This is a genomic window from Variovorax sp. OK605, assembly GCF_900115445.1.
Taxonomy (GTDB): Bacteria; Pseudomonadota; Gammaproteobacteria; order Burkholderiales; family Burkholderiaceae_C; genus Variovorax.
On record NZ_FOWL01000001.1, the window covers coordinates 543401 to 562585 of the forward strand.

Below are 19185 nucleotides of genomic sequence, written 5' to 3' on the forward strand. Positions count from 1 at the left end.
TTTCGAACTCCTCAAATAAACCTTGGTCATTGCTTCTGAAACGGACCCCAGTCCGGTTCTCTTATGTCTCCCGCCTGTCCTGCCAGCCGGGCCTTGATTTTCCCATCGAGCGTGGTGGTCATCAGCGCCTCGCGGCCTTGCAGGTGGGTGGCGTAGACGATCAACTTGCTGTTCGGCGCAAAACTCGGACTTTCGTCGGCGGTCGTGTCGGTGATGGCATTGACGGTTCCGGTCGCCAACTCCATCACGTGGAGTTTGAAGGCACCCCCCACCCGGGAGATGTAGGCCAACCACCGGCCATCGCCGCTGACAGACGGAGAGATGTTGTAGGTGCCGCTGAAGGTCACCCGCGTCGGGTTGCCGCCGCCGGCGCCCATCTTGTAGATCTGCGGCGCGCCGCCGCGATCGCTCACGAAGTAGATGGTGCCGCCGTCGGCCGAGTAGACCGGTTCGGTGTCGATGCTGGAGCTTTGCGTCAGGCGGCGCGGTTCGCCGCCGCTCGACGGAATGGTGAAGAGCTGCGAGCCGCCGTCGCGGCTGAGCGTCACGGCCAGCGAGTTGCCGTCGGGTGCCCAGGCCGGGGCGCTGTTGGATCCCTTGAAGTTGGCGATCAGGCGGCGCTGGCCGCTGGCCACGTTGTGCACGTACACGACCGGCTTGCGCGACTCGAACGACACGTACGCCAGCTGCTGGCCGTTGGACGACCAGCACGGCGAGATGATGGGTTCGGGGCTGGCGAGCGCGGCTTGCGCGTTCTCGCCGTCGGCGTCGGCCACCCACAGCGAGTAGCGGCTGCCACCCTTGGTGACGTAGGCGATGCGCGTCGAGAAGATGCCCTTTTCACCGGTCAGCTTTTCGTACACGTAGTCGGCGATGCGGTGCGACGCCAGTCGCAGGTCACCCTGCGGCACGGTGTAGCTCTGGCCACCGAGGTCTTGTCCCTTCACTACGTCCCATAGACGGAAACGCACGTCGAAGCGGCCGTCGGCCAGCTTGCTGACGCTGCCCACCACGAGCGAGTCGGCTGTGCGTTGGCGCCACAGCGACAGGTCGGGGCGCGAAGCCTCGTCCAGCGCCTGGCCCGAGGCATCGACGCCGCGGAACTGGCCGCTGCGTTCGAGGTCGGCCTGGACGATGTCCGAGATCTTCTGGGGCGAGCTTTCCTGTCCCTTGAAGGGAACGAGCGCGATTGGCAACTGCGTCAGCCCGACGCCCGACACTTCGACCCGGAACTGGGCCAGTGCAGGAATCATGGGAGTTGCAGCGAGGGCCGCAATGAGACTGCGGCGTGCAAATAGCGATGAAGAAGGAGTTGGAATTGGAGTTGGCAACGGCTTGTTCATGCGGTTCGGAGAGGTTTCCGGGCAAAAAGTTCTCCCCGGCTTGACGGGCCACATGTTACACACTGGTTTGGAGGCGCCGTCACAAAAGGTGTTTCCAGCGGTGCGGTCCTACAGAACCGCCGCAAGGCGCACGCAAAGAGCTTGCGGACGGCCGCAAAAAGGGGCCCCCGTAGAATCCGCCGCCATGCAAGCTTCCCCCGGTGCCGAGACCCCTCGCCCTCCCCTGATGCGCCGTATGGCGCGACTCATGACCTGGTTTGGCGGCTCGCGCCAATGGTGGGCCCTCGGCTTGAGCGGGGCCATGCTCGCGGCCATTACCGAGCCGCTGATGGCCGCCCTGCTGAAACCGCTGCTCGACCGCGGCTTCACGCGCGGCGAAATGCCGCTGTGGTTCGTGCCCGCCGCCGTGCTGCTGCTGTTCGCGGTGCGCGGCATCGCCCAGTTCATTTCTCAATACGCCCTGTCACGCATCGCCAACGAAGGCATGCAGAAACTGCGGCGCGTGCTGTTCGAGCGGCTGCTCGGCGCCGAGCTCGCGCTGTTCGCGCGGCAGTCGGCCAGCACCCTGTCGAACACCGTGGTCTACGAAGTGCAGACCGGCGCGATGCTGCTGGTGCAGGCGCTGCTCGGTCTTTCGCGCGACGGCTTCACGCTGATCGCGCTGCTGGGCTACCTGGTCTACCTGAACTGGAAGCTCACCCTGATCGTCGCCTTCCTGGTGCCCAGCATCTCCTGGATCATGAAAGTGTTCTCCAAGCGGCTGTACCGCCTCACGCAGCAGGGCCAGCAGGCCACCGACGAGCTGGCCTACGTGGTCGAGGAAAACGTGCTCGCGCACCGCGTGGTGCGGCTGCACGGCGCGGAAGAGGCGCAAGGCCGGCGCTTCGAACAGCTGAGCCAGCGCCTCAACCGCCTGGCCGTGAAATCGACCATCGCCCAGGCCGCGACCACGCCCCTCACGCAGATGATGGCCTCGCTCGCGCTGTCGGTGGTGGTGATGATCGCGCTGTGGCAAAGCGGCAAGCAGGGCTTCACGGTGGGCGGCTTCGTTGCCTACATCACGGCCATGCTGATGCTGATCGCCCCGATCCGCCGGCTCGCCGAAGTGGCCGGCCCCATCACGCGCGGCCTTGCCGCACTGGAGCGCGGCCTGATCCTGATCGACGACGTGGCGCCGGAGTCGCAAGGCACGTTCCAGGTCGAGCACGCCGAAGGCCGCATCGAGCTGCGCGACGTGCAGGTCAGCTACCGCGGCGAAGACGAACAGCGCGCGCTCGACGGCGTGAACTTGACCATCGAACCCGGCCAGGTGGTGGCCTTTGTCGGCCCCTCGGGCTCGGGCAAGACCACGCTGGTCAACCTGCTGCCGCGCTTCGTGCAGCCCAGTGGCGGCCAGGTGCTGCTCGACGGGCACGACACGCGCGAATGGCAGCTCAAGAACCTGCGCAGCCAGTTCGCCATGGTGAGCCAGGACGTGGTCATGCTCAACGACTCGCTGGCGGCCAACGTGTCGCTGGGCGACGAGATCGATCGCGAGCGCGTGCTGCAATGCATCGCTGCGGCCAACCTCAGCTCGCACGTCGAAAGCCTGCCGCAGGGCATCGACACGGTGCTGGGCCACAACGCCACGCAACTCTCGGGCGGCCAGCGCCAACGCCTGGCGATTGCCCGCGCGCTCTACAAGAACGCGCCCGTGCTGCTGCTCGACGAAGCCACCTCGGCGCTCGACACCGAATCGGAGCGGCTGGTGCAGGACGCCCTGCAGCGCCTGATGCAGAACCGCACCACGCTGATCGTCGCCCACCGCCTGTCGACCATCCAGCACGCCGACCGCATCATCGTGATGGAACGCGGCCGCATCGCGGAGCAAGGCAGCCACGCGCAGCTGATGGCGCTGGACGGGCTGTATGCGCGGCTGCAGACGCTGGCGGTGCGCAGCGCCACGCCGGGGCAGGATCCGACGCTCTGAGCCTTCTGAGGCCCTACAGCAGCACGATGTCGTACTGCCCCTGCCCGATCGCGGGCTCGGACTGCAGCGAAATCGGCTTCCCGATGAAGTCGCTGAGCCCCGCCAGGTGCTGGCTTTCCTCGTCGAGAAACAGCTCGATCACCTGCGGTGACGACACGATGCGGAATTCGCGCGGCGTGAACTGCCGCGCCTCGCGCAGGATCTCGCGCATCACGTCGTAGGCCACGCTGCGCGCGGTCTTCACGATGCCCTGGCCGCCGCAGGCCACGCAGGGCTCGCACAGCATGTGGGCCAGCGATTCGCGCGTGCGCTTGCGCGTCATCTCGACCAGGCCGAGTTGCGAGAAGCCGCCCGCGGTGGTCTTCACCCTGTCGCGCGACAACTGCTTGCGAAACTCCCCCAGCACCTGCTCGCGGTGGTCGTCGCGGCCCATGTCGATGAAGTCGACGATGATGATCCCGCCCAGGTTGCGCAGCCGCAATTGCCGCGCGATGGCCTGCGCGGCCTCGAGGTTGGTCTTGAAGATGGTGTCGTCGAAGTTGCGCGCGCCGACGAAGCCGCCGGTGTTCACGTCGACCGTGGTCAGCGCCTCGGTCTGGTCGACCACGAGGTAGCCGCCCGACTTGAGTTCGACGCGCCGGCCCAGCGCCTTGGCGATTTCCTCATCGACCGAGTACAGGTCGAAGATCGGCCGCTCGCCCTTGTAGTGCTGCAGCTTGCCGGCCGCCTTGGGCATGAATTCGAGGCCGAACTTCAGCAGCACCTCGAACTGCTCGCGCGAATCGATGCGGATGGTCTGGGTGTCCTCGACGGTCATGTCGCGCAGCACGCGCTGCAGCAGGCTCAGGTCCTGGTGCAGCAGCGACATCGCGGGCATGCGCATGGAGGCTTCGCGGATGCGCGACCAGGTCTTGCGCAGGTAGGCGATGTCTTCGGCCAGCTCGGCGTCGGTGGAGTCTTCGCCGTTGGTGCGCAGGATGAAGCCGCCGGTGTTGGCCGGCACCACGCCGCCGCTGTCGGCCGCCGCGGCCGCCTCGATCAGCGCCAGCATGCGCGTGCGCAGCGACTCGCGCTGGTCCGACGGGATCTTCTGCGACACGCCGATGTGGTTGTCCTGCGGCAGAAACACCAGCAGCCGCCCGGCGATGCTGATCTGCGTCGACAGGCGCGCGCCCTTGGTGCCGATGGGGTCCTTGATGACCTGCACCAGCAGCGACTGGCCTTCGAAGACCTGCTTCTCGATCGGCACCATCGGGCCGCCGTTGCGGTGGTCGCGCTCGGGTGCCGGCGCGCTGGGCCGCGAGCCCGGCGTGAACGGCGCGACGATGTCGGCCACGTGCAGGAAAGCGGTGCGCTCCAGGCCGATGTCGATGAAGGCCGACTGCATGCCCGGCAGCACGCGCGACACCTTGCCCAGGTAGATGTTGCCGACCAGCCCGCGCTCGAGCGTGCGTTCGACGTGGAGCTCTTGCACGGCGCCGTGCTCGACCAGCGCCACGCGGGTCTCCTGCGGAGACCAGTTGATCAGGATGTCTTGCATGGAATTCTCAGGTATTGAAACCGGCGCTTCGAAGCAGCTCTGCGGTCTCGAACATCGGAAGTCCCATGATGCCCGAATAGGACCCGCTGATGTGCTCGATGAACACGGCAGCCGCGCCCTGCACGGCATACGCTCCGGCCTTGCCGAGCGGCTCGCCGCCTTCGGCATAGCGCGCGATCTGCGCATCGGTCATTTCCGCGAAGCGCACGCGCGACACGCTGAGCGCCGCATGGCGCTGCGTGCCGTGCTGCAGCGCCACCGCCGTCAGCACGCGGTGCGTGGCGCCCGACAGCATCCGCAGCATGCGCGCGGCGTCTTTCTCGTCTTCGGGCTTGCCGAGGATGGTGCGGCCGAGCGCGACCGTGGTGTCTGCGCACAGCACCGGCGCCTCGGCGAGGCCGCGGCGCTGCAGCCGGGCCACGGCGGCATCGAGCTTGAGCGCTGTGACGCGCTGCACGTAGGTGGCCGGAGCCTCATGGGGCAGCACCGCCTCGAGCGACTCGGCGTCTTCGCTCGCGTCGGCCAGCAGCAGCGCATGGCGAATGCCGAGCTGGCCGAGCAGTTGGGCGCGGCGCGGGCTTTGCGAGGCGAGGTAGATGAAGTCCGGCAAGGTTCAGTTCTCCTGGTGGGCCGGCTGCATGCCGGCCATGGTGCGGTTCCAGACCAGTCCGTGCGGCAGGCGCGCGGGTCCGAAAAGAAAGTGAAGGACGCGTCGCCGCTGCGGCGACCGCGCCCTGGAAGACGCATGCAGCAGCAGCGGGCGCATCAGCAAGGCATCGCCGCGCGCCGCGGTGCAGACCGCTTCGCCGTGTTCGGCGCGCAGGGCTTGTGCAGCGGCTTCGCCGAGGCGGCCTGCGCGATGGCTGCCGGGAACGACGCGCAGCGGGCCCGCGTCGTCGCCGCAGTCGTCCAGGTGCACGCGCACGGCGAGCAGCGACTGCAGCACCTCGTCCGGCGGTTGCAGGTACGGCTCGCCTTCCTTGACGACGGCCGGCATGCCGTCGCCCGATGCGGGAATCGAGGTGTCCTGGTGGAGCGCGACCAGCCAGTTGCGCGCGGGCGTCTTGTCGAAGAGCGTGCATTGCACGGCCACGGAAGAGGCGTCGAGCAGCGCCAGGGCGGCGAGCTTCGTCTGCAGCAGTTCAGCGATTGCAATGCACTGCGGCTGGGCCAGCAGGTTGCGGCTGCCCGCGGAAGACCCGAGCCGATCGTCGAGCGCCTGCGCCACCTCGTCCAGCAGGCCGGACGGCAGCAGGCCCGGCAGGAGCGCGTAGCCCCTCTGCCGGAGCCGCGCGGCCTGCCCGTCGGCGCTCGTCATTCGCGGTGGTAAGGGTGACCTGCGTTCACCGACCACGCCCGGTACAGCTGCTCGACCAGCAGCACGCGCGCCATGGCGTGCGGCAATGTCAGGTCGGACAGGCGGATGCGTTCGTGCGCGGCGGCCTTGAAGGCCGGGTCGAGCCCGTCGGGCCCGCCGATGACCAGGGCGACGTCATCGCCCTCGCCTTGCCAGGTTTGCAGCCGTGCGGCCAGCGCCTTGGTGGTCAGCGCGGTGCCACGCTCGTCGAGCGCGACGATGCGCATGCCGCGCGCAATCGCGCCTTCGATGCGCTCGCGCTCGGCGGCATACAGCGTTTCGAGTGTCTTGGAGCCGCGCGGCTCGGTCTTGACCGCGCGCAGCTCGAGCTTGAGCTCGGGCGGAAAGCGCTTGGCGTAGTCGTCCCAGGCGGTCTGTGCCCAATCGGGCATGCGCTGCCCGACGGCGACCACCAGCAGCTTCATGCGCGGCGGGCGGGTGCCTTCTTGGCAGGCGCCTTCTTGGCGGCCACGGTCTTCGCGGCGGTCTTCTTGGCGGCGGGCTTGCCCACCACCTTGACCGGCACGCGCGCCGTGGTTCCCGTCTTGCGGGCCGGTGCCTTCTTGGCGGCGGTCTTTGCAGCCGTCTTGGATGCCGGCTTGCGGGCCGGCGCCTTCGCGGCCTTGGCTTCCTGCTCGGCCGCGCGGATCGCGGTCTTGGCGGCGCTCGAGCGGCGCAGCGTCGGTTCCTTGGCCGCGGGCTTCTTCTTGCCTTCGGGCTCGTCCTTCACCGACGAGCTGGTCGACATCGCGGGCTTGGCGCTGCCGAGCTTGGCGCGCACCGGCTTGTCGCCCCAGATCTCCTCGAGGTGGTAGTACTGGCGGATGGCGGGCTGCATGATGTGCGCCACGGCCGCGCCGCAGTCCACGATGATCCACTCGCCGTTGTCCTCGCCCTCGATGCGCGGCTTGCCGAAACCGGCTTCGCGCACCGCGTCGCGCACGCTGGCGGCCAGCGCCTTGGTCTGGCGGTTGGAGGTGCCCGACGCCACGATCACGCGCTCGAACAGCGGCGACAGATGTTGTGTGTCGAATACCTGGATGTCCTGCGCCTTGACGTCTTCGAGACCATCGATGATGGCTCGCTGGAGTTTCTGGGTGTCTTTCTTGGCGGCGGCTTCAGTGGTCATCAGGCAGAGCGGTAGAGGTGGTGTTGGTCAATATAGCGTGCAACCGCGGGCGGAACCAGCGAGGAAATGTCCACGCCAAGCGCCGCGCGCCGCCGGATTTCGGTGGCGCTGGTGTCCATAGGAGGCAATTCGAGCGCCTCGAAATGAGCGCCAGCCGGGAGGCCGGGCAGCATTTTCGGATCAAAACGAGCAGTGTCGCCCGTCGATAGTGCGCGATACGCTACAGAAACGATAGCAATGGCTAGTATATCCTGCCAGCCGTGCCAGGTCGGCAGCGCGCTGGCCTGGTCGGCGCCCATGATCAGCACCAGCTGTGCGCCGGGCTGTTCCTGCTGCAGTTCGTGCAGGGTGTCCAGCGTGTAGGTGGGGCCGTCGCGCAACACTTCGCGGCTGTCGACGACCACGGTGCCCTGCAGGTTGGCAAAGGCCAGCCGCGTCATTGCGAGGCGGTCTTCCTTCGGCGTGAGCGTGCGGCTCTTGTGCCAGGCCTGCCCGGTGGGAATCACGTGCAGCTCGTCGAGGCGGAGCTGCGCCAGCGCGGCTTCGGCAAGCGCCACATGGGCGATGTGCGGCGGATCGAATGCGCCGCCGAAAACGCCGATGCGTCGTGTGGCCTTGCCGGGAGGGTTCACAGCCAATCGCGTCGCACGATGAAGTCGCTGTACAGCGCGGCTTCGGGGCTGCCCGGCTCGGGTTGCTGCTGGTAGGCCCAGCTGGCGAGTGGCGGCATCGACAGCAGGATCGACTCGGTGCGCCCGCCCGACTGCAGCCCGAAGTGCGTGCCGCGGTCCCACACGAGGTTGAACTCCACGTACCGGCCGCGCCGGTAGAGCTGGAAGCTGCGCTCGCGCTCGGTGTACGGCGTGGCGCGGCGGCGCTCGACGATCGGCATGTAGGCCGGCAGGAAGCCGTCGCCCACCGAGCGGATCATGTCGAAGCCGTTCTCCAGGCCACCTTCGGAAAAGTCATCGAAGAAGATGCCGCCGATGCCGCGCTGCTCGTTGCGGTGCTTCAGGAAGAAATACTCGTCGCACCATGTCTTGAAGCGCGGGTACTTGTCGTCGCCGAAGGCCGCGAGCGCGTCGCGGCACGTGGCGTGGAAGTGCACCGCGTCTTCGGCGAAGCCGTAGCACGGCGTGAGGTCCATGCCGCCGCCGAACCAGCACACGGGCTTGCCGCCTGGGCCACCTGAACCGTCCTTCGGCAACGCCGCCAACATGCGCACGTTCATGTGAACGATCGGCACATAGGGGTTGCGCGGATGGAACACCAGCGACACGCCCATCGCCTCGAAGGGCGCGCCCGCCAGCTCGGGCCGGTTCTGCGTGGCCGAAGGCGGCAGGCTGGGGCCGCGCACCTGCGAAAACCCGCAACCCGCGCGCTCGAACAGCTCACCGCCTTCGAGGATGCAGGTCAGGCCGCTGCCTTGCAGCGGCTCGCCGGGCGCCTTCTCCCAGGCATCGCGCACGCAGCGGCCGCCATCGGCCTTCTCGACCGCCGCGATGATCGACTGCTGCAGTCCGCGCAGGTACTCGCCGACCGCCGCCGGATGGGTGGACTGCATCAGGCGTGGGGCGTGTTGCGCGCGTGCAGGGCGCGGAACCCGATGTCCTTGCGGTACTGGGCGCCGTCGAAGTCGACGCGCGCCGCGACCTCGTAGGCGCGTTGCTGCGCCTGCTTCACGCTGTCGGCCAGCACGGTCACGCAGAGCACGCGGCCGCCGCTGGTCTTGAGCTCGCCGTTTTCCAGCGTGGTGCCCGCGTGGAACACCACGGCGTCGGCCACCTCGGCCGGAATGCCGGTGATGCGGTCGCCCTTGCGCGGCGACAGCGGGTAGCCGTGCGCGGCCATGACCACGCCCAGCGCCACGCGGCGGTCCCATTGCAGATCGACCTGGTCGAGCGTGCCGTCGGTGGCGTGCCAGAACACCTCGAACAGGTCGGACTTCAGGCGCATCATGATCGGCTGCGTCTCGGGGTCGCCCATGCGGCAGTTGAACTCGAGCGTCTTGGGGTGGCCGGTGGCGTCGATCATCAGGCCGGCGTACAGGAAGCCGGTGAACGGAATGCCGTCCTTTTCCATGCCGCGGATGGTCGGCAGGATGATCTCGCGCATCGCGCGGGCATGCACCTCGGCCGTGACCACCGGCGCGGGCGAATACGCGCCCATGCCGCCGGTGTTGGGGCCTTCGTCGTTGTCGAGCAGGCGCTTGTGGTCCTGGCTGGTGGCCAGCGCGGTGACGTTCTTGCCGTCGCACAGCACGATGAAGCTGGCTTCCTCGCCCTGCAGGAACTCCTCGATGACGACGCGCGCGCCGCCTTCGTTGTGCGACACGCCGAACTTGTTGTCGACCAGCATGAAGTCGACCGCCTCGTGCGCTTCCTGCGCGGTCATGGCCACCACCACGCCCTTGCCGGCGGCCAGGCCGTCGGCCTTGACCACGATGGGCGCGCCCTTGGCGTCGATGTACGCATGCGCGGCGGCCGCGTCGGTGAAGGCCTCGTATTCGGCCGTCGGGATCTTGTGGCGCTTCATGAACGCCTTGGAGAACGCCTTGGAGCTCTCGAGCTGGGCGGCGGCCTGCGTCGGGCCGAAGATGCGCAGGCCGTGCGCGCGGAACTCGTCCACCACGCCGGCGGCCAACGGGCCTTCGGGGCCGACCACGGTCAGCGCGATCTTTTCCTTGATGGCCCACTCGCGCAGCGCGGCGGGCTCGGTGATGTCGATGCAGTCGTAGCGTTCGTCGCTGGCGGTGCCGCCGTTGCCGGGCGCCACGTACACGCGGCTCACCCGGGTGGCCTGCGCCAGACGCCATGCCAGAGCGTGTTCACGGCCCCCTCCCCCAATTACCAGTACCTTCATTCGCGGGCCTTCATTTCTCGCTGTGGTTCAACAAACAAACATTCACTCATTCAGACAGCAAGGCGTTGTGAAAAACGTCCTGCACGTCGTCCAGGTCCTCGAGCACGTCGAGCAACTTCTGCATTCTTGCGGCGTCTTCGCCGGTCACGTCCACGGTGTTTTCCGCGCGCATGGTGACTTCGGCCGCGTCGGGCTTCAGGCCGGCGGCCTCCAGCGCGTTCTTCACGGCTTCGAAATCGGTCACGGCGGTGATCACCTCGATGGCGCCGTCGTCGTCGGTCACGACGTCCTCGGCACCCGCCTCGAGCGCCGCTTCCATGACCTTGTCCTCATCGGCGCCCGGCGCGAAGATGATCTGGCCGCAGTGCTTGAACTGGAAGGCCACCGAGCCTTCGGTGCCCATGTTGCCGCCGTGCTTGGAGAAGGCGTGGCGCACTTCGGCCACGGTGCGCACGCGGTTGTCGGTCATGGTGTCGACGATGATCGCCGCGCCGCCGATGCCGTACCCTTCGTAACGAATTTCCTCGTAGTTCACGCCTTCGAGGTTGCCGGTGGCCTTGTCGATGTTGCGCTTGATCGTGTCGATCGGCAGGTTCACCGCCTTGGCCTTTTCCACCGCCAGCCGCAGCCGGGGGTTGGAGCCCAGGTCAGCGCCGCCGGCACGGGCGGCCACCGTGATTTCGCGAATGGCACGGGTCCAGAGCTTGCCGCGCTTCTCGTCCTGGCGGCCCTTCCGGTGCTGAATATTTGCCCACTTGCTGTGTCCGGCCATGGCTTTCTATCTCGCTGTCTTGTGTTTTCAAAGCAAGCGCCGAGTTTACTGTCCGGCGCACACAACGGCCCGCCGGGGGGTGGGATTTCGGCCCGGGGCTTTTGGTGATAATCGTTCGATGACGCCATCGCCTTCCGTCGGGTCGGGCCATCCTGACACCCTGCCGCCCCACGCACCCCTGCCGCTGTACTACAAGACCGAAGCCGAGCACCAGGCGTTCCTGCTGCGCATCTTCGACAGCACTGCGGCGGACTACGACCGCATCGAGAGCGTGCTGGCCTTCGGCACCGGCCCCTCGTACCGCCGCGCGGCGCTGCGCCAGGCCGGCCTCATGCCGGGCGTGCAGGTGCTGGACGTGGGTATCGGCACCGGGCTCGTCGCACGGGAAGCGCTCAAGCTCATCGGCTCCACCGGCCAGCTCGTGGGCGTCGACCCCAGCCCCGGCATGATGAGCCAGGTCGACCTGCCCGGCGTCGAGCTGATCCGCGGCGTGGCCGAAGACCTGCCCCGCCCCGACGCCAGCTGCGACTTCGTGAGCATGGGCTACGCCATGCGCCACATCAGCGACGTGGCCGCCGCCTTCGGCGAATTCCACCGCGTGCTGCGCCCCGGCGGGCGCGTGGCGGTGCTCGAGATCACCAAGCCCGAGGGTCGCGTCGCGACGGCGCTGCTCAAGGGCTACATGCGTGCCGTGGTGCCGCTGATCGCCCGCGTGGTGGGCCGCCAGCGCAACACCTCGGAACTCTGGCGCTACTACTGGGACACGATCGAGGCCTGCATCGCACCGGAGCGCGTGATGCAGGCGCTGGCCGACGCGGGCTTGCGCGACGTGCAGCGCCATGCCAGCCTCGGCGTCTTCTCCTGCTATACCGCCGTCAAACCAGAACACATCGCCGAGGCCAGTTGACAGTGCGAGCTCAGGACGAAACCTCCTCCCATCTGCGCGTCGAGCGCCTTTCATTGCCCGACAGCCTCGCGCTGGCCACCCGCGGCAAGGCGCCCTTCGCGGCGCTGGGCTACGGCACGCCGCACGGCGTGGCGTGGATGCCGACCGTCAACGCCCGCGTGCTGTCCCCGCACGGCGCCATGGCCGACGTGTGGCACGTGAGCGCGCCGCACATCGAGTCGGGCACCACCGGCATCGCGCGCTGGCGCACCGACGGCCATTGGCTGCTCGGCGCCATCGACCTCGACGAGGCCACCGAGCAGCAGGGCCTGGCCGAACTCGCCCACCGCGCCTACCGCGACCTGTTCAAGACGCTCGACCAGGCCGGCATTTCGCACCTGCAGCGCATCTGGAACTACTTGCCGCGCATCAACGCCGACGGCGGCGGCCTGGAGCGCTACCGCCAGTTCAACCTGGGCCGCCAGGAAGCCTTCCTCGAAGCCGGCCGCGCCGCCTTCGAGGGCGCGCCCGCGGCCTGCGCACTGGGCATCCACCAGGGCGCGCTGTCGGTGCGTTTCCTGGCCGGCCCGCAGGCGCCCGTGCCGGTGGAGAACCCGCGCCAGATCTCGGCCTACCGCTATCCGGAAACCTACGGCCCGCGCTCGCCGACCTTCTCGCGCGCCGCGCTGGCCGACATCGGCGACGGCAACATCGCCCTGTTCATCTCGGGCACCGCGAGCATCGTCGGCCACGAAACCGTGCACCACGGCGACGTGCGCGAGCAGACGCGCGAAACGCTGCGCAACCTGCAGGCGGTGATCGACGCGGCCAATGCGCGCGGCAGCGCGAAGTTCTCGCTGGCCGAACTCGACTGCGTGGTCTACGTGCGCAACCCGTCGGACACCGAGGCGGTGCGCGGCATCCTCGAAGGCGCGCTCGGCGCCGACGCGCCGATGACGCGCCACGCCGTGTACCTGGAAGCCGACATCTGCCGCAGCGACCTGCTGGTCGAGATCGAGGCCCACACGGTCGCGGGCGGACAGCTGCGGGCCTGACCGGTCTTCGTCCGACCGCTCCCCGTCCGATTCACTGATTCAATGACTCGCGTGCTGCGAATTCTCACGTCGATTCCGCTCGCGTTGATGCTCTACGCGCTGCTGCTGTTCCTGGGCCTGATCTCGCTGGTCTGGAACCTTGTCGCCATGCTGATCTACCCGGTCATGCCGGCGAGGCCGGCGCGCGCGCTGGGCCGCATGACCATCGCCTTCGCCTACCGCATGTTCTGGTGGCTGGCCTCGGTCACCGGCATGATGCGCATCGACGCCTCCTGCCTCGACCCGATGCGCAAGGAGCCGGGCGTGATCTTCGTGGCCAACCACCCCACCATGCTCGACGCGCTGCTGCTGGTGGCGCGGCTGCCGCGCAGCGCCTGCATCATGAAGGCCGACCTGATGGGCAACATCTTCCTGGGCGCGGGCGCCCGGCTGGCGCGCTACATCAGCAACAAGTCGGCCCGCACCATGGTGCGGCTGGCGGTGAACGACCTGCGCAACGGCGGGCAACTGGTGATCTTCCCCGAGGGCACGCGCACCGTGACGCCACCGCTCAACCCGTTCCGCCCCGGCACCACGCTGATCGCCAAGCTCGCGCAGGCGCCGATCCAGACCGTGTTCATCGACACCGACTCGCCCTACCTCAGCAAGGGCTGGCCGCTGTGGCGCGTGCCGCCGCTGCCGATCGTGTTCACGCTGCGCCTGGGCAAGCGCTTCGCGCCGACGCAGGACAGCGACGTGCTGCAGGCCGACCTCGAACAGTATTTCCGCCACAACATGGAACAGCGCGCCACCGACGCGTCCCCCGAATGCCAGACGCCTCGCGCACCCACCTTGTCCTGATTCCCAGCTACAACACCGGCGAACGGCTGTTCTCCACCGTGGCCGCGGCACGTGCGCAATGGAGCCCGGTGTGGGTGGTGATCGACGGCAGCGACGACGGCACCGCCGAGCGCATGCAGCAGATCGCGGCCGGCGACCCGGGCCTGCGCGTGTGGGTGCTGCCGCAGAACCAGGGCAAGGGCTCGGCCGTGCTGCACGGCCTTCGCGCCGCCAGGGAGGCCGGCTTCACCCATGCGTTGACGATGGACTCCGACGGCCAGCATCCGGCGGACCTGATCCCCGAATTCATGAAGGCCTCGCTGGCCCGACCCGAGACGATGGTGCTCGGGCGCCCCGTGTTCGACGCCAGCGCGCCGCTGCTGCGCGTGCGCGGACGGCGCGTGTCGAACGGCTGGACCCAGCTCGAGACCCTGTTCGCCGGCGTGGGCGATTCGCTCTACGGGTTTCGCGTGTACCCGGTGACCGACCTGATCGCCGTGATGGCGCGCCAGCCCTGGATGCGCCGCTTCGACTTCGACACCGAAGCCGTCGTGCGGCTGGCGTGGCGCGGCGTCAAGCCGGTGAACATCGATGCGCCGGTGAAGTACCTGACGGCGGAAGAAGGCGGCGTTTCGCACTTCCGCTATGGGCGCGACAACGTGCTGCTGACGTGGATGCACGCACGGCTGATGGTCGAGTTCGTGCTGCGGCTGCCGGGGCTGGTGTTCCGCAAGCTGGCGAAGAAGGCGCCGTTCCAGGACTGAGGTCTTTGCGGGGAATGCGCGTTCGGTGAAACGCAGCCTCGGCTTGAAGGCCGCGGCCGTCACCCCGCCCCGATCCCGGAGGAATAGGGAACTGTCACCGCGGCCCCGCCCAGCGCCTTGTACAGCGTCATCGTCGCGTTGAGCTGGTTCAGCCGGTTCAGCGCCAGCGACACCTCCGCCGTGCGGCGCCGGTCCTTCGCGTCGAGCACCGGCTGCAGCGCGGTCGCCCCGGCGCGGTAGCGCACCTCCGACAACCGCTCCGCGCGCTGCGCCTCCTGCAGCGCCAGCACCAGCTTCTCACTCTCCGCGCGCAGCTGCGTGCGTGACGACAACGCGTTCTCCACCTCCGACAGCGCCGTGTAGAGCGACTGGCGGAATCCCGCCACGGCCTCTTCGTACTGCGCCTGCGACACCGCCACGCTCAGCCGCGCGGTGTTCCATTGCAGGAACGGCAACGCCAGCCCCGCGCCCAGCGTGCCGACCGGGTTCTTCAGCAGTTCGCCCAGCGCGGTGCTCGACGTGCCGAGCGAGCCGGTCAGGCTCAGCGCCGGATAGAACCCGGTGCGTGTCGCGTCCACGTTCGCCAGCGCGCCGCGCAGCCGCTGCTCGGCGGCGCGCAGGTCCGGGCGCCGGCCCAGCAGGCTCGCGGGCACGCCGGCGTCGATTGCCGGCAAGGCGATGTCGGGCAACTGCGCGGGTTCGGCCGCCAATGGCTGAGGCGGCCGGTCGAACAGGATCGCCAGCGCATTGCGCGCCTCGACGCGCTGCTGCAGCAGCTGCGTGTGCGCGGCTTCCTGCGTTGCGAGGTTCTGCCCGGCCTGCGCCACGTCCAGCCCCGACACCGCGCCCGCCGCGTACTTCACACGCACCAGCGCGAGGATGCGGCGGCCGTCCTCCATTCCTGCTTCGCTCAGTGCGATGCGCTGGTTCAGATAGCCGACCTGCCAGTAGAGCCCGGCGGTCGTGCCGACCAGCGCGAGAGCGGTGGCCTGGCGGTCGGACTCCGTGGCCTTCAGCTCCCAGTCGGCCGCGCTGCGCTGCGCCGCGAGCCGCCCCCACAGGTCGAGCTCGTAGCTCAGCGTGACCAGCGAGCTCGACGTGGAGCCCACGACGCCGCCGCGCTTCAGGTCGTAGCCGCGGCTCGTGCTGGCCTGCCCAACCACGCCAGGCGTGAGGTTCGTGTTCGCCAGGCCCGCCTGCAGCTGCGCGCGCTGCACGCGGATGCCCGCCGCGGCCAGGTTGTTGTTGGTGCACAGCGCGTCGCCCACCAGCCAGTCGAGCTTCGGATCGTTGAAGGTCGCCCACCAGTTTCCGGACGGCACCGCTGCAGCGCCTTCCGAAGCGGCTGGCTGCTGCCAGCCCTGTGGAATCTCCAGCGGCCGCTGCGCCCGCTGCTCCGGCTGGAACAGGGTGCAGCCGCCGAGCGCCAGCACGGCCGCGCCCACCGCGCAAAGACGGCGTGCGCTACTCACGCGCCAGCGCCTCGATCGGGTCCAGCCGCGCCGCGTTGCGCGCCGGCAGGTAGCCGAACAGCACGCCGATCAGCGACGCGCAAAGAAAGGCCGACACCACGGCGCCCATCGAAAAGATCATTTGCCATTGCTTGACGAAAAGCGAAAACAGAAAGCTGATGCCGTACGACAGCGTCACGCCGATCAATCCGCCCACCAGGCACACCAGCACCGCCTCGGTCAGGAACTGCTGCAGCACGTCGCTCTGGCGCGCGCCCACGGCCATGCGAATGCCGATCTCGCGCGTGCGCTCGGTCACCGACACCAGCATGATGTTCATCACGCCGATGCCGCCCACCACCAGCGAGATCACCGCAATGAGCGACAGCAGCAGCGTGAGCGACTGGCTCGTGCGCTCGGCCGTCTTCACGATGCTGTCCATGTTGAAGGTGAAAAAGTCCTTGCCGCCGTGGCGCATCGTGAGCAGCTTGACGATGCTGTCCTCGGCCGCCTTCGTCGGCTGGTCGTCGCGGATGCGCACGGTGATGCTGTCGAAGTGCTGCTGCCCGAACAGCCGGCTCGCGCCGGTGCTGTACGGCAGCCAGATGTTGAGCGACTTGTTCTCCCCGAACATGCTCTTCTTTTCCTCCGACACGCCGATCACCGTGCACGGCAGGTTGCCCACCAGGATGATCTTGCCGACCGGGTCGGCCCCGTCGGGAAACAGCTTGCGCTGCGTGTTCTGGTCGATCACCACCACCTGCGACTGGTGGCGCACGTCGGCGGCCGTGAAGGCCGCGCCGCGGGTCATCTGGATGTCGCGCACGCGAAAGAAACTGTCGCTCACGCCGTTCACCGTGCCGTTGATGTCCACGCTGCGGTAGCGCAGCCGCAGGCTGCGCTGGGTCGCGGGCGTCACGCTGTGCACATAGGGCTGCGCGCCGATCGCCTCCAGGTCGGACGGCGTCAGCGTGCGGATGCTCGAGGCCTTGTCGTCGCCGAAGTCATGCCCCGGGTACACGTCGAGCGTGTTGGTGCCGATGGCCCGGATGTCCGACAGCACGAAGCGCTTGGCGCCTTCCCCGATGGCCACGATCGACACCACCGAGGTGATGCCGATCACGATGCCCAGCATGGTGAGCGCGGTGCGCATGCGGTGCGCCATCATCGAGCGCCAGGCCATGCGAAAGGCCTCGGCGAAGCGGGCCCAGCCGGTGCTGAAGCGCGCGATGCCCAGTTTGGGCCGGGACATCTCCACTGGGGCGGCGGCGTTTTCCCGCACGTCTTTCGTCGGCGCGGCCACGCTCGGCACATTGGCCCGGTCGCCCACGATCACGCCGTCGGCGATCTCGATGATGCGTTCGGTGCAGCTCGCCACCTGCATGTCGTGCGTCACGATGATGACGGTGTGCCCCTGCGCATGCAGCTCGCGCAGGATGCCGATCACCTCCTGCCCGCTCTTGCTGTCGAGCGCGCCGGTCGGCTCGTCGGCCAGGATCACCTGCCCGCCGTTCATCAGCGCGCGCGCAATGCTCACGCGCTGCTGCTGCCCGCCCGACAGCTGGCTGGGCCGGTGCTCGGTGCGGTCGCCCAGGCCCAGCCGCTCGAGCAGCTGGCGCGCCCGCGCGTCGCGCGCCTGCCCGTCGGTGCCGGCGTACACGGCGGGCACCTCGACGTTGCCGGTGGCCGTCAGGTGCTGCATCAGGTGGTAGCGCTGGAAGATGAAGCCGAAGTGCTCGCGCCGCAGCTCGGCCAGCGCGTCGCTGTCGAGCGTGCCCACGTCGTGGCCCGACACCGTGTAGGTGCCGGTGCTCGGCCGGTCGAGGCAGCCGAGGATGTTCATCAGCGTCGACTTGCCCGAGCCCGACGCGCCGACGATGGCCAGCATCTCGCCGCTGCCGATGTCCAGGTCGACGTCTTTCAGCACCTGCACTTGCTGCTCGCCCGAGGGAAAGCTGCGGCCGATGCCGCGCAGGGCCAGCAGCGGTTGCCTTCCCTGCGCCGCCGGCGTCATGAGCGCTTGCCTCGCGGACCGCCTTCGCCGCTGTCACTGCGGTCCGGCGCCGTCGAGGGGTCGCCCGTGATCACGTTGTCGCCCTCGCTCAGCCCCTCGAGCACCTGCGCCTGGAAGTTGTTGCTGATGCCCACGCGCACCTGGCGCTTTTCCACGCTCTGGTCGGCCTTGAGCACGCGCACTTCCTGGCGGCCGTCCTTGTCGCGCGGCCCCAGCGCCGTCAACGGCACGGTCAGTGCCTGCTTCGCCTCGCCCAGCAGGATGGCGACCTGCGCCGTCATGTCGACGCGCAGCGTGCGCTCGGGGTTGGGCACGTCGAACAGCGCGTTGAAGAACACGGCGTTGTTGATCTTCTCGGGCGACGGCTGCACCGCGCGCAGCGTGCCGTGGTAGCGCGTATCGGGGTCGCCGAGGATGGTGAAGTACACGGGCTGCCCCGGTTTCACGCGCACCACGTCGGCTTCGGACACCTGTGCCTTCACCGTCATGGTCGACAGGTCGGCCAGCTTCATCAGCGTGGGCACCTGGAAGGCGGCCACCACGGTCTGGCCTTCGAGCGTGCTGATGGAGACCACGTCGCCGTCGATGGGCGCGACGATGCGCGTGTACGACAGATTGGTCTGCGCCGAGGCCACGGCCAGCTTCTGCTGGCGGATCTGCGCGTCGAGCGACACCCCGTCGGCACGCAGCGCGCGCAGCTCGGCATCGGCGCTTTCCATGTCCTGACGGGGCGCGGCGTCCTGCGCGAGCATTTCCTGCTGCCGCGCCCAGGTGAGCTGGGCCTGCCGGATGCGGACCTCTTTCGCGAGCTTCTGCGCCTGCAGGTTCTCCAGCTTGGCCTGCTCCTGCGCGAGCGTGTTCTGCGAGATGACGGGGTCGATCTCGGCGAGCCAGTCGCCCTTCTTCACGGTCTGGCCCAGCACCACCTTCAGCGACTTGAGCTGCCCGCTGACCTGCGCGCCCACCTCGACCTGCCGCAGCGCCTGCAGCACGCCGGTGGCGAGCACCGCGTTCTCGAGGTCGGTGCGCTGCACCCTGGCGGTGAGGTAGTCGGTCTTCTTGGCCGGGCTGAACCAGAAAAGGGACAGCAGGCCCAGGACCACCACGGCAACGATGCCGTAGATGAGCTTGCGTGAGCGCCGCTTGGGGGTGTTTGGCATGCAGTGAGGATGAAGTGAAGCGCCACGGCCCGCGAACCGGAGAGACCGGCTGCGCGGGCCAACT

The 19185-nt window shown here is 68.5% G+C and carries 18 protein-coding genes; 5 read left to right on the forward strand and 13 right to left on the reverse strand.

Annotation, left to right across the window (positions count from 1 at the left end; genetic code table 11):
- Positions 1 to 26: 26 nt before the first annotated feature.
- The gene (tolB, locus tag BM013_RS02485; RefSeq protein ID WP_218152685.1) at positions 27 to 1253 is read right to left on the reverse strand and encodes a Tol-Pal system beta propeller repeat protein TolB; all 1227 of its coding nucleotides are present in this window, start codon (positions 1251 to 1253) and stop codon (positions 27 to 29) included.
- A 274-nt stretch (positions 1254 to 1527) separates the two neighbouring features.
- Here tolB and msbA point away from each other — a divergent pair, with 274 nt between their 5' ends.
- Positions 1528 to 3312, forward strand: a complete 1785-nt coding sequence (gene msbA, locus BM013_RS02490) for a lipid A export permease/ATP-binding protein MsbA (protein WP_093122362.1) — start codon at positions 1528 to 1530, stop codon at positions 3310 to 3312.
- A gap of 13 nt (positions 3313 to 3325) precedes the next feature.
- On the opposite strand, the gene rng is transcribed toward msbA, so the two are convergent.
- Genes rng through BM013_RS02535 form a run of 9 tightly spaced genes read right to left on the reverse strand, consistent with a single transcriptional unit; the run spans position 3326 to position 10972 of the window.
- On the reverse strand, positions 3326 to 4852 hold the full coding sequence (gene rng / locus BM013_RS02495; protein WP_093122364.1) for a ribonuclease G: 1527 nt from the start codon (positions 4850 to 4852) through the stop codon (positions 3326 to 3328).
- A gap of 7 nt (positions 4853 to 4859) precedes the next feature.
- Positions 4860 to 5462 (reverse strand): Maf family protein, encoded by a 603-nt coding sequence (locus tag BM013_RS02500; RefSeq protein WP_093122367.1) that lies wholly within the window; start codon positions 5460 to 5462, stop codon positions 4860 to 4862.
- Between the two features lie 3 nt (positions 5463 to 5465).
- Entirely contained in the window at positions 5466 to 6170 is a 705-nt protein-coding gene (locus BM013_RS02505) for a phytanoyl-CoA dioxygenase family protein (protein ID WP_093122370.1), read from the reverse strand.
- Complete coding sequence (gene rlmH, locus BM013_RS02510; RefSeq protein ID WP_093122373.1) at positions 6167 to 6634, reverse strand: 23S rRNA (pseudouridine(1915)-N(3))-methyltransferase RlmH; 468 nt, start codon at positions 6632 to 6634, stop codon at positions 6167 to 6169. Before rlmH ends, BM013_RS02505 begins: the two co-directional genes overlap by 4 nt.
- On the reverse strand, positions 6631 to 7338 hold the full coding sequence (gene rsfS, locus BM013_RS02515) for a ribosome silencing factor (protein ID WP_093122376.1): 708 nt from the start codon (positions 7336 to 7338) through the stop codon (positions 6631 to 6633). Before rsfS ends, rlmH begins: the two co-directional genes overlap by 4 nt.
- The gene (gene nadD / locus BM013_RS02520; RefSeq protein ID WP_093122378.1) at positions 7338 to 7970 is read right to left on the reverse strand and encodes a nicotinate (nicotinamide) nucleotide adenylyltransferase; all 633 of its coding nucleotides are present in this window, start codon (positions 7968 to 7970) and stop codon (positions 7338 to 7340) included. Before nadD ends, rsfS begins: the two co-directional genes overlap by 1 nt.
- Positions 7967 to 8902 (reverse strand): oxygen-dependent coproporphyrinogen oxidase, encoded by a 936-nt coding sequence (gene hemF, locus BM013_RS02525; RefSeq protein ID WP_093122381.1) that lies wholly within the window; start codon positions 8900 to 8902, stop codon positions 7967 to 7969. The genes nadD and hemF overlap by 4 nt, the downstream gene beginning before the upstream one ends.
- Positions 8902 to 10200, reverse strand: coding sequence for a phosphoribosylamine--glycine ligase (purD, locus tag BM013_RS02530; RefSeq protein ID WP_093122384.1), 1299 nt, complete (start codon positions 10198 to 10200; stop codon positions 8902 to 8904). Before purD ends, hemF begins: the two co-directional genes overlap by 1 nt.
- A 46-nt stretch (positions 10201 to 10246) precedes the next feature.
- Complete coding sequence (locus BM013_RS02535; protein WP_093122386.1) at positions 10247 to 10972, reverse strand: YebC/PmpR family DNA-binding transcriptional regulator; 726 nt, start codon at positions 10970 to 10972, stop codon at positions 10247 to 10249.
- A 118-nt stretch (positions 10973 to 11090) separates the two neighbouring features.
- Between BM013_RS02535 and BM013_RS02540 the strand changes: the two genes are divergently transcribed.
- From BM013_RS02540 to BM013_RS02555, 4 genes are read left to right on the forward strand one after another with little or no spacing between them, the layout of a single operon-like run.
- Positions 11091 to 11879, forward strand: coding sequence for a class I SAM-dependent methyltransferase (locus tag BM013_RS02540; RefSeq protein ID WP_093122388.1), 789 nt, complete (start codon positions 11091 to 11093; stop codon positions 11877 to 11879).
- A gap of 53 nt (positions 11880 to 11932) precedes the next feature.
- Positions 11933 to 12913, forward strand: a complete 981-nt coding sequence (locus BM013_RS02545; RefSeq protein WP_256221361.1) for a chorismate transformation FkbO/Hyg5 family protein — start codon at positions 11933 to 11935, stop codon at positions 12911 to 12913.
- A gap of 42 nt (positions 12914 to 12955) precedes the next feature.
- On the forward strand, positions 12956 to 13753 hold the full coding sequence (locus BM013_RS02550) for a lysophospholipid acyltransferase family protein (protein ID WP_093122393.1): 798 nt from the start codon (positions 12956 to 12958) through the stop codon (positions 13751 to 13753).
- On the forward strand, positions 13720 to 14496 hold the full coding sequence (locus BM013_RS02555; RefSeq protein ID WP_093122396.1) for a glycosyltransferase family 2 protein: 777 nt from the start codon (positions 13720 to 13722) through the stop codon (positions 14494 to 14496). Before BM013_RS02550 ends, BM013_RS02555 begins: the two co-directional genes overlap by 34 nt.
- Before the next feature lie 59 nt (positions 14497 to 14555).
- On the opposite strand, the gene BM013_RS02560 is transcribed toward BM013_RS02555, so the two are convergent.
- From BM013_RS02560 to macA, 3 genes are read right to left on the reverse strand one after another with little or no spacing between them, the layout of a single operon-like run.
- Positions 14556 to 15968, reverse strand: coding sequence for an efflux transporter outer membrane subunit (locus BM013_RS02560; RefSeq protein WP_093122399.1), 1413 nt, complete (start codon positions 15966 to 15968; stop codon positions 14556 to 14558).
- Positions 15961 to 17961, reverse strand: coding sequence for a macrolide ABC transporter ATP-binding protein/permease MacB (macB, locus tag BM013_RS02565; RefSeq protein ID WP_093122401.1), 2001 nt, complete (start codon positions 17959 to 17961; stop codon positions 15961 to 15963). Before macB ends, BM013_RS02560 begins: the two co-directional genes overlap by 8 nt.
- Positions 17958 to 19121: a macrolide transporter subunit MacA gene (gene macA, locus BM013_RS02570; RefSeq protein WP_093122403.1), complete on the reverse strand. Its 1164-nt coding sequence runs from the start codon at positions 19119 to 19121 to the stop codon at positions 17958 to 17960. The genes macB and macA overlap by 4 nt, the downstream gene beginning before the upstream one ends.
- Positions 19122 to 19185 lie beyond the last annotated feature (64 nt).

Coding starts and splice junctions, on each gene's coding strand:
- rlmH (WP_093122373.1), bottom strand. CDS start 6,634: ATGAAGCTGCTGGTGGTCGCCGTCGGGCAGCGCATGCCCGATTGGGCA.
- BM013_RS02540 (WP_093122388.1), top strand. CDS start 11,091: ATGACGCCATCGCCTTCCGTCGGGTCGGGCCATCCTGACACCCTGCCG.
- BM013_RS02555 (WP_093122396.1), top strand. CDS start 13,720: ATGCCAGACGCCTCGCGCACCCACCTTGTCCTGATTCCCAGCTACAAC.
- BM013_RS02535 (WP_093122386.1), bottom strand. CDS start 10,972: ATGGCCGGACACAGCAAGTGGGCAAATATTCAGCACCGGAAGGGCCGC.
- msbA (WP_093122362.1), top strand. CDS start 1,528: ATGCAAGCTTCCCCCGGTGCCGAGACCCCTCGCCCTCCCCTGATGCGC.
- BM013_RS02505 (WP_093122370.1), bottom strand. CDS start 6,170: ATGACGAGCGCCGACGGGCAGGCCGCGCGGCTCCGGCAGAGGGGCTAC.
- BM013_RS02550 (WP_093122393.1), top strand. CDS start 12,956: ATGACTCGCGTGCTGCGAATTCTCACGTCGATTCCGCTCGCGTTGATG.
- rng (WP_093122364.1), bottom strand. CDS start 4,852: ATGCAAGACATCCTGATCAACTGGTCTCCGCAGGAGACCCGCGTGGCG.
- macA (WP_093122403.1), bottom strand. CDS start 19,121: ATGCCAAACACCCCCAAGCGGCGCTCACGCAAGCTCATCTACGGCATC.
- hemF (WP_093122381.1), bottom strand. CDS start 8,902: ATGCAGTCCACCCATCCGGCGGCGGTCGGCGAGTACCTGCGCGGACTG.
- macB (WP_093122401.1), bottom strand. CDS start 17,961: ATGACGCCGGCGGCGCAGGGAAGGCAACCGCTGCTGGCCCTGCGCGGC.
- tolB (WP_218152685.1), bottom strand. CDS start 1,253: ATGATTCCTGCACTGGCCCAGTTCCGGGTCGAAGTGTCGGGCGTCGGG.
- rsfS (WP_093122376.1), bottom strand. CDS start 7,338: ATGACCACTGAAGCCGCCGCCAAGAAAGACACCCAGAAACTCCAGCGA.
- purD (WP_093122384.1), bottom strand. CDS start 10,200: ATGAAGGTACTGGTAATTGGGGGAGGGGGCCGTGAACACGCTCTGGCA.